We start from the raw sequence: 14,346 nt of genomic DNA on the forward strand, positions 1-14,346 counted from the left end.
TACGCCAATATGGCCAGCCAGAACAGTTAGTCGAGCAGATTGAAGGCTGCAAGTCGTGCCTGCAGTGTCTCAATCGCGTCTTCTGCGTCGGTCGGTGTCGTCCCACCGGTGATCACGAGTTTCCCGCTGCCGAAGAGCAGCACGACCACGAGCGGGTCGTCAAGCCGATAGACCAGGCCCGGGAACTGTTCCGGTTCATACTCGATCCGCTCCAGGCCCACCGCGAGGGCGATCGCGTGGAGATTGAGCGGTTGGGTGAGGTCGGCGCTGCTGACGATATTCTGAATGGTGATCGTGGGATGGTCAGGCACCAACAATCCAAGCTCGGCAAGCGCGTCGAAGAGGTGCACAAGCGCGATGTGAATAGCATCGGTGCTTTGAGCGCCGGTGGCGACGATATTCCCCGATCGAAAGAGCAACGTCGTGGCCGTCGGCTCCTCAATGCGGTAGATGAGGCCGGGAAACCGTTCTGGATGGTAGTCGGCGCTGGGGGGGTCAGCAGTGAGCTGGTCGAGATCGAGTTCCTGGTCGAGTGCAGTCGACGCAACCACGTTTTCGATTGTGATCGTGTCTGTTGGGTCGGGCATTGGGGAGAGACGGCGCCGAACCAGTACACCCTCGGGATACATGAGGATGCCGTCGAGGTGCTTGCTTCGAGGTCGCGGGGCTAGACGGGCTTGCGATCTTTGCCTGGGCACGACGAGTGGCATCGTCTAAGACATCTGCTGCGCGCTCATCGAGGGCGTCGTAGACGTCGGGCGACGTTCATCTCATCGGGAGAGTCCTTGACGACCGATATGACGATTAGGCCAGACATGCATGGCGGTAGTCCGCCGGTGAGCGCATAAAAAGAGGGTATTGCAGACACACCAGTGGAGGAGTCGATCAACCGAGCAAGCGCGATCAACACGACACAGAAAGACGCCGCACCTCGGCATGTGTCGACACAGTTGCTGATGTGAGCGCTCACTCGCTATTCACTGACGAGGGCTATCAGCGGCCGTCAGCAGATCGTCGAGAAATGTCGAGAAGAGGTCGGCCGGATCGCGGTCGGGTACATCTGCTGGTTCCTTCCAGAGTTCGACGTCGAACCGCTGGGTGGCCGTCGCCTCCCCCTCAATGACGATGAGCATGAGGATGGCCGTCTGGTAGATCACCACCGTCCGCTGCTCGTCGACCTCGAGATGCTCGATGCCAGCCCTCGACAGTACACCCTCGAGATCGATAGGGGCAGACACGTCACAGTGCTGGGTTGGCTCTTCGTCGCCGGTCATGGCGCTCGCTACGACGCGGCCGTATAAGTACACCTGGGCAGTACCTTCGACACGAGCAAACGTTATTACTCAGGTTGTCTGACTAGTATCACACATGCCGACGGGACCACGGTTCAGCGTGATTCCGCCGCTTTGAACGGTAGTACCCATGCGAGCAGACAAGCAATCAGCCAGCGAGGAGCAGCAACCTGATTTCGAGACTGTCCGCGAGCAGACGTTTCACGACGCCAGAAACCTGCTTGTGAGTCGACCAGCGACCGACTTCGAGTCGGTCGAGGCGGCGCGCTCGGCGTTTCTCGAGCACGTCCGTGGGATGTATACGGTTCATACCGCCGGGCTTGAGATCGACGGGGAGCCATGGGACGTCCAGCAGCACCTCGAGGAGCGGGCAACGGCGTTCTTCGAGTATCGACTGGCTGAAAGGTACGAGTGACCGCAGCCAGCGCCGGCATCGCGATATTCATAGGGCATTTCGAGACCCCGTCACGGCCGAGTGATCAGTCTGAGCCACCGGCGGAGCCCCGGAGTTGACAACGCAGGTGATCTGGAGTGATCACCTGGAAACCAACTCACGCAACCGTTACGGCCGATTTTCGCTTGCAATGTGGGGTGTCTGCGTCTCCCCGCATTGCCGGGCATCCCCCGTGATGTCCGCATACGAACACAGGAAGCGATCGGTAGTTCGACATACAGCTAATGGGGCAGCCACGTCCAGAGTACGGTGGCCACGCATGTGAGAGTACCCTGTTAGATCGGAGCGTGCGAGGAGCGGACGGCCAAAGCTTCAAGACGTGTTGCCCAAGAGAGTACACTACGCAATCATCTACTCAGCCGATCTACCCGCTCCCCACGATCGCTCATGGACCCTACCTCATCACGACAAACCCCACTCGGCTTGCTCGCCAGCGACGCACTCGCACAGCTCGAATCGCCCATGCAAGAAACAGACGGGATGCGCTCAGCGACCGTACGCAACGTACTGCGGAACCAGGGGTTTACCGAGGCGGAAGCGGATGTCGCGCTCACGCAATTGCTCAGTCGGGGCTATCTCTACGAAGTCAACGACCATCTCTATCTCACTCCAGGCTGATACCGACGTTCCCGTGGACGAGGGTTCTTACGCTCGTGATCGCCTAGAGGGTCCACCGGCGCCTCACCGTCGATCGTTCTCAGAGAGGCACAGTCGAATGCGAGCGAGTGCAATAGAGAGAAGGGACACACTCTCGAGAAGGACCATAACCACGGTGTAGAAGGAGTGTCGTCATGACGCCGAAGGCGGTACAAGAAGTAGGTGTGCTTCATCCCACTTCACAGGTCCTCTCACTGAGGGCGTCGGCTGGTTAGTGACGATCGTTCGCGTGTATCGTCACGCAAACCAGTACGAATTTTTGCATGTTGACCGTTCACTCGGGGACTAGTAATGAGCGCAATGTATCGACATCAGTTCCATCACTAGCAGACGAGTGCCACGGATTAGACATGGTCGCGCGTGAGTTCGTCCTGGACCGACGGGAGAATCCCCGTGGCTTCGAGCGTGGCGACATCCGTCACAAAGTCGTGGAGTTCTTTCCGTAGTTGCGCTTTCGTCTCGTATTCGACGATCGGCACGCTGTACTCGTCTTCTGTCGCGTGAATTGTGGTACTCGTGATCCCGGTTTCGACAAAGATACGAAAGCGCCGTGGATCCTTTATCGGCGGTCTTGGATCATCGTTTTCGAGATCCATCGCTTCCAAGACGGCGCCGATTTCAGCGCTCACGCCGTCTCGGACGCCAGCAATCGGGAGAATGAACCCGACCGCATTGCTGGCTTCAGCGAAGGCCTTCGACTGTGCAATCGCGTTCATTGTCGGGGTGTCAGCGGTCGCATTCTCATCCTCGGGGAATGGAATGGCAGGATCCGTCGCGATGAACGCATTCACGCCTGGGTCGGCACGAAGCTCCGAACAGGGCGCTTCGAGCTCCGTGATAAATCCCCGGTCAGCAGCTGTGAACGCGCCGAGATCCGCCTTGAGACGCTCTGAATCCGTCTCTGGTGCGAGAACGTAGTCCGGTTCGAATGTCGTGTAGGGATCCATGAGATACACGAGAAAGTCCGCAAAGGCAGGGGCAGCAAGCCGCTCGAGGAGGACCTCTCGCATTGGCCGTCCATCATACTCACGCATGCTAACCACTACTGCGAATGTGAGTAAAAACCATCTGTTCGTTTCTCGCGCTACGACTGCTGTAGACCGGCTATGTTGAAGAAAGTAACAGTCGTTACCTTCTTGTCTATTGACCGTGTATCAGTCTACATGGCAAGCACTCAAACGGGAGCCGACGAGGAAGAAACTGCAGCAGCGCAGTTGATAGCTGCTGTCACAGCAGAGCTGCTCGACGACAGTGACCCACACGAGCTCGCTGATTTCACAGATCGGTTCAAGGCGCTGGCTCATCCACTTCGGTTCGCCATTCTCTATCGGTTGCGTGACGCTGATGGGATGAGTGCAAAAGAACTCTCGACGCTCACCGGGCGGAGCGGAAACGCACTCCATACGCATCTCGACACGCTCGTGGAGGCTAACCTGATCACGAATTGGAAGCAGACCGATCCTGACAGACATCAGCCCTACTCATACTATGCGATCAGTGGGCTTGGGGCGCGACTCATCGATCTCGCGGTTGAGTCGATAACCCACGAAAAGGATGTCTTCGAGGACTATCAATATTGACATCCTCCCCACCCTGAAGGACGGGGCTTCTGCTTGTTATACGTCAACGACAGACGACACCGTGTTGGAGTTCCACTGGTCCATCGATAACGAAAGAAGCACTCTTTGGTCTCTCCACTGATGGTAAAAGTAATCACTCATCGAGTATCCGATAGGTAGAGGGTGTACTATCACCCAGCGAGTCGTCTCGGTGTGCTGGATCCTGCTGTTCGCCGATCTCCTGCGTAATCAATTTTCCTCGTCCTCATCTGTAGCTGTGTGTACCATCGATCAGGGATCGTCAGTGCAACCGTGGACATATCTACGACAGGGCAGTTGAAGACGGGAAAACCTAGAGTCATCCTAGGATTCTCTTCACCACTTACAGTACAAGCGATTCAGTAGCTCGTGAGCGAAGTCGGAACCAGATAGGCGAGACGCAGTACGCAACGCTCCACGTGCGCTCTCATCTCCACACAGATAAAGCCATATCTGAGCACATTTTAGACTAGATATGAGTAAGTACTTCTACGACTATTATCCCAGTAGCCGCTGAGCTCGCTCACCATCCTTGACCAGGATTAGGGAGTGTCGCTCAAGACGATGCCATCGGTGGAGAGACAAAGTCTGGTCAGACCCGTCTGATCACAGTACGAAGTTGGCTTTTCGGGAGCCATCCCTCACGGAGACCAGTGACATCCTCGCGCTGCTCGAATTCTCGTCGCGCTGTCTCCAGGCGTTGCGCTAACCACGTTCGCCGTTCTGGATCGGCGTCCGAGAGCGTCTCAAGCGCTTCCTCGAGATGATGAATACGGTGGGCGAGTTTCGCGAGTGGGCGGGCGGCCGCTGATTCGACGACGAGAATCGCCTTATCTGTCTCGCGTTCGATCCGACCAACAAATACCGTCGGTGTGCCTCCCTCGACGAAGCCGACCTTCTCCTCGGCCAGCCACTCGGGCACGCGAAACAGCAGTTCATTAGAAGCGAGCTGGCCGAGTAACTGCCAGAACAATCGCGTCTCGTCCTCGGTGATAAGCCCCCGATCGCGAGCGGTCGCCAGCGACACATCATCCCGGTCGAGGGAGTGGGGGTGCCACGAGCGGGCGAAGGTATCGTAGTCAGCACAGTCAGTGATGTGAAATGATGTCATGGGGTAAGCTAGCTCTACTTTTCCGATCACTGGTCATCAAGGTTCCCGGTGGATCTTCCTTAGCAAGATCACCCCTCTAGGATTTAGCCCGCTATAGCCCTCAGAAAGTATAAGATATCTCTCGGTTTATGTCGGACACACGCCAGTGCGTCCGGAGCTTTTCGGGCGACTCGACGATGATGAGTAGGATAGAGACCGGCCAAATCGATGAACCAATCCGTCCGAAGCTTTTCGGAACGGAAAATCGCGCTGATTTCATCAAATAGAGTGTCAATAGAAGATTAAGAAAACTAATGAACGACCTCCCTCCCTCCACCGCGTCCGAAGCTTTTTTCGAAAGAACGTCTGGTAGAACAGAGTTCAAGCAAGTGAGATGCCGGAAGACCTCCAAGGAGGAGCGAGAGTATATTTAGATTTGTTTATATTTTATCAGAATGATTTCTTCTTCTATCTTCCTCTGAGTACTACGGACATCATTCTATAAGCTAGGACTTAATATTTTCGCTCAGTCTAGAAGATAACCAGTTAGGACTCCCTCGTTCGTGGCGAAGCATCGGATGGTATGGAGGAGGTGTGTACTTAAACAGAATCAGCATCGGATGCAGTGGTACTTAAACATCGTTTCTTAGGATGCTTAGGACGGCTAGGTTTATGTTAGTTGAGAAAGAGGGCATATCTATGGGGATGTTCGAGCGGACCACGTCGGTGTTTGACAATGCGATGGTCCTCGACGAGGAGTACCAACCCGACGAGATTCGCGAACGCGATGAAGAACTCGAACAGTACCGGCGTGGTACAAAAACGCCGCCCAGACACGATCCTTGATTGGCGTGTCTTCATGTGAAAGTACTTCCTGCTCGTGCGCCTTCTTGACCACGTGGTTGAGCATTGTTGAAACACCAACTCACCATTTCGACCACACTCTCCGCGCTAACGTTGACACCCTTTGCTGATCCCACTGGGAGGCCTATGCGAATTAAGGATCATCAATCAAACGGTGGATCGTATAAAGAGCCATTTCACTGATCAGTTCGTGACTACTGAAGCAACGTCCGCCGGAAGCTGGTCGTACGCATTCACCTTTGCGTGAAACACGCTCAACAACGGTAAAGTTGGGGGACGAATCTCGATCAGAGTGGGCAGCCGTTGTTCGCTGCCCCAGTTCCTCTCTCAAGTTCTCGGGAGCAAAGGTAACAACGAATCGAACGTTATGATCAATAAATCAAAAAGCTGACTTCACTTAGAACGGAAACAGCGAGTCAGTTTGGGGGTCCCGCTTCAGCAACTCGATTTCATGACCATCCTGGTCTTTTGTGAACGCGTACAGGTCGTCACACTCCGTCGGATCACGGTAATCCTCTGCCTCACGTTCCATGAGTAACTTCCAATCGTCATGGAGGTCATCGACCCGGACACAGAGGTGACCCCAGCTGTCGCCGGAGTTGTAGGTCCGGCCGTCGTAGTTATAGGTGAGTTCCACAGCCATTTCTTCGGGTGCCGCATCCTTGGGTTGGACGAAGTAGTTCGCAAATGTATCGGCTTCCCAACGACCGACCTCTTGGTACTCGAACTTTCGCGTCCAAAAACCTAGTGCCGCGTCAGCATCCTCGACACGGATCATCGTGTGGTCAAGGGACCACTTTTCACCGTGATCGCGCTGGACGAGCTCGATTTCGTGGCCGTCGGGGTCCTTTATGAACGCGTAGCGTCCACCACAGGACTCGGGATCGCGGTAGTCCTCAACGCCCTCTTCCATCAGTTGCTTATAAACGGCCTCAAGTTCGCCCTCAGGGACGCGAACGGCGATGTGGCCCCATGCGTCGCCCAACTCGGGATCCTCTCCTTCGTTGTGCGTGATCTCAAGCATGGCGCTACCCTCGTGCATTTCTCGAGGGCCGAGGTAGACAATCGTGAATCCGTCCCCCTCGTAGCGATCCTGTTCTTCGTAGTCAAAGTGTTTCTGGTACCAGCCTAGTGATTCTTCGAGGTCTGCGACGCGAATCATCACATGGTCAAGTGTACTGTCCATATGCAGTCCCCCTTCTATCTTCAATAAGTAAAAACACATGGGAATCATCATCCTGCTAGGTTCTGATTACAAATCGGTAGCTGGAACCGGTCTTTAGGGCATTTTGGACTCGGTCAATAATAGTGATTATAGCTTCATGACGAGGAGGGATTTCTACTTTCATCTCTTCACAAATGTACGTCTGTGATAGTACTTAACGGAGTTCTTGTCAGGAGTAGAGATTAGGTACTGTAACCACTATTATTGAATATGACCTAGTAGACTCTCGATTAGGATGTCTCACCAGATTTGCACCCAAACCGCATATCACCACTATTATTTATATACTTTCGACCAAAAATAGCGCTGACCACCGGATCAATCACCATTATCGAATATCCTCATGGGGAAGCACCTGAGGACGAGGCATCCACAATAGGCAAACGATGCTTACGTCGATCGTAGAACTGATACCTGGAGCAAGCTTCGATTCTATGCAAAAGAATAGCCAGATCGTTGGCAACTGAAAAAATACCTCCCCATTCGTCCTTACAAAAGAGAACGTTATTGCGGGACTGAGACGTTCGAGGCATTAAATTCGCAGAAGGAATGTGAACTGGTGGTACATACATGGTGAACTTTGAAGTGATATACCTTATCTCACCGCCGCACCGTTTGGTCGTCTAATGAGCGCTTTTAATGATCGCGGAGACAATGGTCACGAGGGCAAGACCGATCGTGCAGGATGAGAAACGGAAGTCGAATCTAAGTGATGGAAAATGTGATACTCCAGTTTGGCCCGCCAAGTTCAAACTAGCTAGACACTGACAACCGAAGTTTTATATATCGTACTACAGAGAGTCGCACCATGGTTCGCGTAACCAGAGAAACGGATGTCGTCGTTGCCGGGACTGGAATGGCCGGTCTCGTATCTGCTGTAAGAGCTCTTGAGCACGACGCGGACGTTATCGTCCTTGAGAAGGCGCCTCGAATGGGGGGGAAAACGATCATGACGGCCGGGGCGATGATGGTTGACGAGGAGATGGACGCCAACATGGACGTATATGAGCCCCTCAAGGAAGGAACGGATTGGTTGGAAGAGATGGGGGTGGATGTCAAAGAGATGACGCTGGACGTCCCGTGGAGCGGAAAAGAAGTCGATGTCTCCGATTTCATCGAGCATATGGGTGACAAGATCGAATCGATGGGCGGTAAAATCCTTCTAGAGACTCCATTCAAAAAACTCATCACCGATGAAGACGGGGAAATCGCTGGCGCTATTGCACACGGTGATGAGGGTCCGATCGAAATCACCGCGCCGAACGTGATCTTGGCGACCGGCGGATTCTGCGCGAGTGAGGAACTAATACAGCAGTACATCACCGAGAATACGGAAGAGCTCGTCCTCCGATGTGATCCGTGGAGCACGGGTGATGGATTTATGGCCGCCAAAGAAGTGGGTGCAAAAGCGACGACAGGGCTTTCGAAGTTCGACGGACATCCGATGATTGCCCCTCCCGCAGAATACTCCCCGGCCCAATTCGAGGAAGCGAGTCAGTATTACGGAGCGCGATCAATCGCGATCGATCAGAGTGGAAACCGATTTACCGACGAGTCGATTAACATTTTCGAGCGAGAGCTGATCGATGCGATGGCCAAGGAGGTCGGGGGACAAGTTTTCCTCGTGATTGATAAGGATATCTACAACGACTCTTGGGTGAATGGACACGTCGGTTCAATGGTCGAACGCGCGAAGGAGTTCGGTGGTACCGTCCTGATGGCCGAGACGCTTGAGGAGCTCGGGGAAAAACTCTCTAAAAACGGGGTTGAGGGCTCTGAGGCAGTCGCTACAATCAATGAGTTCAATGAATCCGTCGAGGCAAACAAGGGTGAGAGCTTAGAACCACCCCGAGGGCGGTATCAGGAACCTATCGATACGCCGCCGTTTTATGCTGTAGATGTCCGACCTGGCCTCTCCTTCACAATGGGCGGACTCGATATCAACGCAAATGCAGAAGTTCTTTGTCGAGCAACGAGCACAAGTAGGCTTCTCCAGAAGCCCGATTTTGATGAGGATATCTTCTATCAACCAATAAAGGGACTGTACGCCACGGGAGTCGACATCGGCAATCCGAACCGGGGATACTATGCGGCGGGTGGGCTGTCGATGGCGCTCGCCAGTGGACGAGTTGCGGGGAAACACGCGGCCAAACGAGCCGAAGAGAAGTAACGTACACAGGAGATTAACTAGAAATCGTCCTCCACGTCGTGATCCGATACGGCCGGGGGACACACAGCGTAGATCCTACGACCATTCCTCTATGTTCTGACTTTACTGTGACGGATAGAAGGGGTAAATACATATATGATAATGATTATTTTGTCGGCTGTGCTACTCATGCGCACGTACGAGACCCGATTCCAAGACGGGGGAGGGGTGAACGAATGAGTCCAACGACCGAATCGAGACGAGGGGTCTTCACGGTACTCGGCGACGCGTCGAGTGCCCTCGTCAAGAGGTACCTGCCAGATGCGTTCCTGTTCACGATCCTACTTACGTTCGCGACGATGATCCTCGCAACCGCCTTCACAGACAAGGGGGCGGTTGAAGTGGTGACACACTGGGGCGAAGGCTTCTGGTTCGTGCTCGCGTTCTCGATGCAATCGTCACTCGCACTGCTAACGGGGTGGGCATTCGCCGATTCCCCCCCGATCAAACGTGTTCTCCGTCGGGTCGCGGAGATCCCGAACACGCAGCGACAAGCCATCTTCGCGACGGCCATCGTTGGACAGGTATTCGGCCTGTTCCATTGGGGCGTCGTCCTCATTGCGGCGGCGATCTTCGCCCGCGAGATCGGGGTCGCAATGGAGCGCAAGAACGTCGACGTCCACTATCCGCTGGTTGTCGCAACTGGCTACGCCGGGTTGCTCCCGTGGCACTTGGGACTCTCCGGTGCATCGCAGTTGCTCTCGGCCACGCCAGGGCACCCACTTGAGGACCAGATCGGCATCATCCCGGTCTCCCAGACCATGTTCAGTTTGACGAGTCTAACCATGGCCGCGGCGGTCGTAATCACGACGTTGATCGTCATGCCCCTCATGACGCCAAAGCAGGACATCATTACCGTTCCAGAGGAGAAACTCCGGGAGGCGGAGGATATCATGGCGGACGGCGGGACGGAACAGCGTCACGGCTCAGAGGCGGGGTACAAATCCTTCCTCCTCAACAGTAGAGTGATTGGCGTGGGGATAGGCGTGCTGATCTGGGTGTACCTCCTCTACCTGTTCACGACGAACGACTTCATGAGCGTCTTTGATCTCAACATGTTCATCGCAGTGATGTTCGGTCTAGGTTTCATCTTCCACGGGACGCTCCGAAGCTACATCGCCGTCTTCCGAGACGCCCTCCGGGGTGCAAGCCAGATCATGATCCAGTTTCAGTTCTACGGCGGGATCATGGGGATCATGACTTGGTCTGGACTGGCGACACTCATCGCCGCGACCGCGGCGCAGTACTCAACTCCGCAGACGTGGTATTTCTTCGAGTTCCTCGCGTCGGGCATCGTCAACTTCTTTGTCCCCGCGGGCGGCGGCCAGTGGATCGTCACCGGACCGGTGTTGGTCAACGCCACGGAGGGGATCCCGGGAACGACGATGTCGAAGACGATTATCGCCTTCGCAATGGGTGACCAGTGGACAAACATGATCCAGCCGTTCTGGGCGTTGCCCGTGCTCGGCATCGCCGGACTGTCGATCCGCGACATGATGGGGTACTGTGTCGTCCTGCTCGTCTTCAGCGGTATCGTCATGGGTGGTGGTGCACTGCTCATGGGGATGGGGGTGATCTGAGATGTCCGCCGACACCTCAAAGTCCGCGGTGCCGAAAGCCGAGGAGGGATTCGTCCCCTTCCTGCGACAGTTTTTCCCGGAGTCGCTGACGCTCGCCGCCCTGCTGGCGGTGCTCGCATTGCTCGTCACGATTCCGTACCTCCAACCGATGACGCAATTGGAGATGCTTGCGACGGGGTTTATCCCGTTAATCTCGGTACAGATGTCGCTGATCCTGCTATGGCTGCTCTCGGCGGCTGTCGTCGAGTCAGTCCTCTTCGGTCGATTCTTCGACTGGGTGGCGCATCTTCTGCCGACCGGAAGCCAGCGGTCTATCATCTACTCGACCGGATTCCTCGCCCTGCTGTTCGGGTGGATCAACTGGGCACTGGGGCTCATCGGTGCGATCCTCATCGGCCGTCACCTCTGTAGGACGGCCGAGGAAAACGGCGTCCGGGTCCACTACCCGCTCGTGCTGATGGCTGGGCTCCTCTCGCTTGTCATCACGAACGTCGGCCTCTCGAGCCCTGGTGCGCTGCTGATGGCTGACCCCTCGGGAACAACAAACTTCCTCGTGAACCCCGACCAGGGGGAACTCGTGATCGACATGGGGGCGTTCCTCTTCACCCCGGTGAACATAGTCTCGTGTGTCATCTTCCTCTTTACCCTCCCGATGTTGCTGTCGCTGCTTGCCCCATCGGCGGAGAACGACCGGAAATCCATCTCGGAGTTCGCCGATGTCCTCGAGGGAGGCATCGCGGATACGTTCGACCATTACGTGCCGCCGGATCGCGATAAGTGGGTGTTTGCCGATGAGATCGAACAGTCCCGACTTATCAGTGTCCTCACCGGCCTGTTAGGCGCGATCTCGATCGTCGCGTACTTTCTTACAGATGGGAAGCTGACAATGCTGTGGGCCCTGTTCACGCTGATGATACTCGGGGTCGTCGTCAACTTTCCACCGATGGCGTTCGTCGAGAAAGTCAATAGCGCGGTCCGGTGGGTAAACCATCTCGCCATCCCATTCCTGCTCTACGCGTCCGTGTACGGGCTGCTCTCGAAGGCGGATCTGTACGCACCGATTGGCGATGCTCTCGCCTCAACCGGCGTCACTCAGGTAAGTTCGTACATCGTCGCGCTGATCGTCGGACTACTGGTACCTGACCCCGGCTCACTGTGGGTCATTCAGGGGCCCGCCCTAACCTCGGCGGGCGCCGAACTAGTCCCGTCGCTCATCTCGGTGATGTACGGCGCAGGTGTCTCAAACCTCTGGCTTGGCTTCCTCTTCATTGGCCTCATCTCGAGCATCTCCGGCTTTGGATGGCGCGAGTACCTGCGCTACACGGCGATCGTGACTATCTACGTCTCAGTAGTCGTCATCGCGCTGATGCTCGCACTCTGAGTCGATCTGAGCCGGAATCCGTTTTCCGTTCTTCCCGTACACCGTACAATCCTTAACAGGTCGTTCGTTGTATGGGATACCATCATCTCAATCCGGCCGATGTCTCGCAAGACGACGATCGTTCGGCCATGCGTCGTTCGATCGCTGCCCGCCTCCGGTTCACGTGGATAGGGGTGTGACCTCATAGAGACCGTGCCGGGCGAACGAGCACTGCTGTGTGCTATCACTACCGCACCGAACAGGACGAAGTCTTCTACGTCATCAAGGGCACCCCCACGTTGATACCGAAGAGGGCGAGGTCATCGTCTCGGCCGGAGAACTGTTCGCGGCCGAGTCCATCTTTTCCTAGCGGGCATACGACCCGCTGGACGCCATCGGCGTCGTTCGAACACTGGTTGTCGGCGCCCTGGCGCTAGATGACTTCCAGTTCTCGGAGGAGTGAAACAGAGTGGAGGATCCTTGAGAAATAGTCGTTAGTGTATCCGTTAGTTTTAATGCCCATTTGCCCCTTGTCTCTTATTACCATGGCGCAAACGAGACAGAACACTTTAAACGAGGTGACCGTGATCGACTCCGACGTCCATCTTACCGTTCATCCGGAGGATCTCGCGGAGTACCTCCACGAGCCCCACCGGACGCATGTTAGCAACACTACATACGGGACACCGTTCCCCTCTAGCGGGTGGGATCAGTGGATGGGTGGGAAGATCGACGACAACTGGTCTACGTTCACTACAACAGAGGCCATCGAGGAGTTTTGCGAGGAATTCCACATCGATTATCCGATCATCAACACCTTCGATCCTCTCGGGAAGTTCCCACAGAACGAACTCGCGATCGACCTAATGCGTGGATACAACGATTACGTCCTTGATCGGATCCTCGGCGAGAACGACGAGTACAAGGCGCTCATCGCGCTAGCGACCCAAGACCCCGAGAAGGCAGCCGAGGAACTCGACCGACTGGGTGATGAGGACCAATTCGTCGGCGCGTACATTGGCACTACCGGATCGCACCCGCCACTCGGCGACCCTAGTTACGACGTAATGTACCAGGCTGCGGAGGACCACGACCTCTCGATCGCGTTCCATGGGAACGCCGAGGACTTCATGTTCGAGTTTCCGCGACAGAACCAAGCACTGAACAAGTTCCTTCAGGTCCATACTCTTGCGCACACATGGAGCCAAGAACTCACACTCGTTAGCCTCATCACTGAGGGAGTCCCAGAGAAGTTCCCCAGTCTCAACTTCATCTTTCTTGAGTCTGGCATCGGCTGGGTACCGTACACCATGTATCGGCTGAACAAGGAGTACTCCATCCGGCGCAACGAAGCCCCATTGTTGGAGAAGAGCCCCGAGGAGTACATCCGCGAATCCTGTTACTTCGCTACTCAGCCCCTAGGCGAGCCGAACGACCCTACACATATGAACGGGCTCATCGAGATGCTCGGTACGGAGAATCTCATGTACGCCTCTGATTACCCCCACTGGGACTTCGACCATCCGAGTGGTGTCGACAAGCACCTCCGGAGTCACTTCTCCGCCGACCAGCGCAAGCAGGTACTCTACGACACGCCCGTCGAGGCGTTCAAGCTCGACATCTAATCCACACATCATTATAAATGACAGAACATATCGTTGCTCAAGTAGATGAGTTACAGCCTGGTGATCGAAAGGTCGTCCAGCTCGAGGGGCGGGAAATCGGCGTGTTCAACGTCGATGGCGAGTACGTCGCATACAGCAACTGGTGTTCCCACCAATCCGGTCCAGTCTGCGAGGGGAACATCACCGGGACGTACGAGGCGTCGTTCGACCGTGAAACACTGGAGTATGAACTGGAGTGGTGTGAAGAGGGTTACGTCCTCAACTGCCCTTGGCACGGCTGGGAGTACGACATCCGGAGCGGCTCATGTCTCTCCCGGCAGAAGGTCAAGCTTCCGTCCTATCCGGTGAGCGTCAAGGATGAAAACATCGTCATCGACCTCTGACTGGTGTTG

The 14,346-nt window shown here is 55.4% G+C and carries 13 protein-coding genes; 8 read left to right on the forward strand and 5 right to left on the reverse strand.

Features of this window, described 5'->3' with window-relative positions; genetic code table 11:
* Positions 1-26: 26 nt before the first annotated feature.
* Positions 27-587 (reverse strand): TATA-box-binding protein, encoded by a 561-nt coding sequence (locus P1K31_RS19515; protein ID WP_276306027.1) that lies wholly within the window; start codon positions 585-587, stop codon positions 27-29.
* A 390-nt stretch (positions 588-977) separates the two neighbouring features.
* On the reverse strand, positions 978-1,274 hold the full coding sequence (locus tag P1K31_RS19520; RefSeq protein WP_276306028.1) for a hypothetical protein: 297 nt from the start codon (positions 1,272-1,274) through the stop codon (positions 978-980).
* 148 nt (positions 1,275-1,422) lie between these two features.
* Here P1K31_RS19520 and P1K31_RS19525 point away from each other — a divergent pair, with 148 nt between their 5' ends.
* Positions 1,423-1,707, forward strand: a complete 285-nt coding sequence (locus tag P1K31_RS19525) for a hypothetical protein (protein ID WP_276306029.1) — start codon at positions 1,423-1,425, stop codon at positions 1,705-1,707.
* A 1,040-nt stretch (positions 1,708-2,747) separates the two neighbouring features.
* On the opposite strand, the gene P1K31_RS19530 is transcribed toward P1K31_RS19525, so the two are convergent.
* Positions 2,748-3,413: a DUF7509 family protein gene (locus P1K31_RS19530; protein WP_276306030.1), complete on the reverse strand. Its 666-nt coding sequence runs from the start codon at positions 3,411-3,413 to the stop codon at positions 2,748-2,750.
* Positions 3,414-3,566: 153 nt separating this feature from the next.
* Between P1K31_RS19530 and P1K31_RS19535 the strand changes: the two genes are divergently transcribed.
* A complete protein-coding gene (locus P1K31_RS19535) occupies positions 3,567-3,983 on the forward strand; it encodes a winged helix-turn-helix domain-containing protein (protein ID WP_276306031.1) in 417 nt (138 codons plus the stop codon).
* Positions 3,984-4,593: 610 nt separating this feature from the next.
* Here the strand turns inward: P1K31_RS19535 and P1K31_RS19540 are convergent.
* Complete coding sequence (locus tag P1K31_RS19540) at positions 4,594-5,112, reverse strand: hypothetical protein (protein WP_276306032.1); 519 nt, start codon at positions 5,110-5,112, stop codon at positions 4,594-4,596.
* Positions 5,113-5,790: 678 nt separating this feature from the next.
* Here P1K31_RS19540 and P1K31_RS19545 point away from each other — a divergent pair.
* A complete protein-coding gene (locus P1K31_RS19545) occupies positions 5,791-5,937 on the forward strand; it encodes a hypothetical protein (protein ID WP_276306033.1) in 147 nt (48 codons plus the stop codon).
* 415 nt (positions 5,938-6,352) lie between these two features.
* Here the strand turns inward: P1K31_RS19545 and P1K31_RS19550 are convergent, their stop codons facing one another.
* Positions 6,353-7,141, reverse strand: a complete 789-nt coding sequence (locus tag P1K31_RS19550) for a VOC family protein (protein WP_276306034.1) — start codon at positions 7,139-7,141, stop codon at positions 6,353-6,355.
* An 847-nt stretch (positions 7,142-7,988) separates the two neighbouring features.
* Here P1K31_RS19550 and P1K31_RS19555 point away from each other — a divergent pair.
* From P1K31_RS19555 to P1K31_RS19575, 5 genes are all read left to right on the forward strand, one after another.
* Positions 7,989-9,350 (forward strand): FAD-dependent oxidoreductase, encoded by a 1,362-nt coding sequence (locus P1K31_RS19555; protein WP_276306035.1) that lies wholly within the window; start codon positions 7,989-7,991, stop codon positions 9,348-9,350.
* A 215-nt stretch (positions 9,351-9,565) separates the two neighbouring features.
* Positions 9,566-10,969: a short-chain fatty acid transporter gene (locus P1K31_RS19560; RefSeq protein WP_276306036.1), complete on the forward strand. Its 1,404-nt coding sequence runs from the start codon at positions 9,566-9,568 to the stop codon at positions 10,967-10,969.
* Between the two features lies 1 nt (position 10,970).
* Positions 10,971-12,350, forward strand: a complete 1,380-nt coding sequence (locus P1K31_RS19565; RefSeq protein ID WP_276306037.1) for a TIGR00366 family protein — start codon at positions 10,971-10,973, stop codon at positions 12,348-12,350.
* 563 nt (positions 12,351-12,913) lie between these two features.
* Entirely contained in the window at positions 12,914-13,954 is a 1,041-nt protein-coding gene (locus P1K31_RS19570; RefSeq protein WP_276306038.1) for an amidohydrolase family protein, read from the forward strand.
* Between the two features lie 17 nt (positions 13,955-13,971).
* Positions 13,972-14,337 carry a Rieske (2Fe-2S) protein gene (locus P1K31_RS19575; protein ID WP_276306039.1) on the forward strand — a complete coding sequence of 122 codons (366 nt, stop codon included), beginning with the start codon at positions 13,972-13,974 and terminating at the stop codon, positions 14,335-14,337.
* Positions 14,338-14,346: the final 9 nt, after the last annotated feature.

Origin of the sequence: Halomarina halobia (assembly GCF_029338575.1) — an archaeon.
GTDB lineage: Archaea > Halobacteriota > Halobacteria > Halobacteriales > Haloarculaceae > Halomarina > Halomarina halobia.

Excerpts from the sequence above, each read along its gene's own strand:
- P1K31_RS19515 (WP_276306027.1), bottom strand. The coding sequence starts at position 587 with ATGCCCGACCCAACAGACACGATCACAATCGAAAACGTGGTTGCGTCG.
- P1K31_RS19520 (WP_276306028.1), bottom strand. The coding sequence starts at position 1,274 with ATGACCGGCGACGAAGAGCCAACCCAGCACTGTGACGTGTCTGCCCCT.
- P1K31_RS19525 (WP_276306029.1), top strand. The coding sequence starts at position 1,423 with ATGCGAGCAGACAAGCAATCAGCCAGCGAGGAGCAGCAACCTGATTTC.
- P1K31_RS19530 (WP_276306030.1), bottom strand. The coding sequence starts at position 3,413 with ATGCGAGAGGTCCTCCTCGAGCGGCTTGCTGCCCCTGCCTTTGCGGAC.
- P1K31_RS19535 (WP_276306031.1), top strand. The coding sequence starts at position 3,567 with ATGGCAAGCACTCAAACGGGAGCCGACGAGGAAGAAACTGCAGCAGCG.
- P1K31_RS19540 (WP_276306032.1), bottom strand. The coding sequence starts at position 5,112 with ATGACATCATTTCACATCACTGACTGTGCTGACTACGATACCTTCGCC.
- P1K31_RS19545 (WP_276306033.1), top strand. The coding sequence starts at position 5,791 with ATGGGGATGTTCGAGCGGACCACGTCGGTGTTTGACAATGCGATGGTC.
- P1K31_RS19550 (WP_276306034.1), bottom strand. The coding sequence starts at position 7,141 with ATGGACAGTACACTTGACCATGTGATGATTCGCGTCGCAGACCTCGAA.
- P1K31_RS19555 (WP_276306035.1), top strand. The coding sequence starts at position 7,989 with ATGGTTCGCGTAACCAGAGAAACGGATGTCGTCGTTGCCGGGACTGGA.
- P1K31_RS19560 (WP_276306036.1), top strand. The coding sequence starts at position 9,566 with ATGAGTCCAACGACCGAATCGAGACGAGGGGTCTTCACGGTACTCGGC.
- P1K31_RS19565 (WP_276306037.1), top strand. The coding sequence starts at position 10,971 with ATGTCCGCCGACACCTCAAAGTCCGCGGTGCCGAAAGCCGAGGAGGGA.
- P1K31_RS19575 (WP_276306039.1), top strand. The coding sequence starts at position 13,972 with ATGACAGAACATATCGTTGCTCAAGTAGATGAGTTACAGCCTGGTGAT.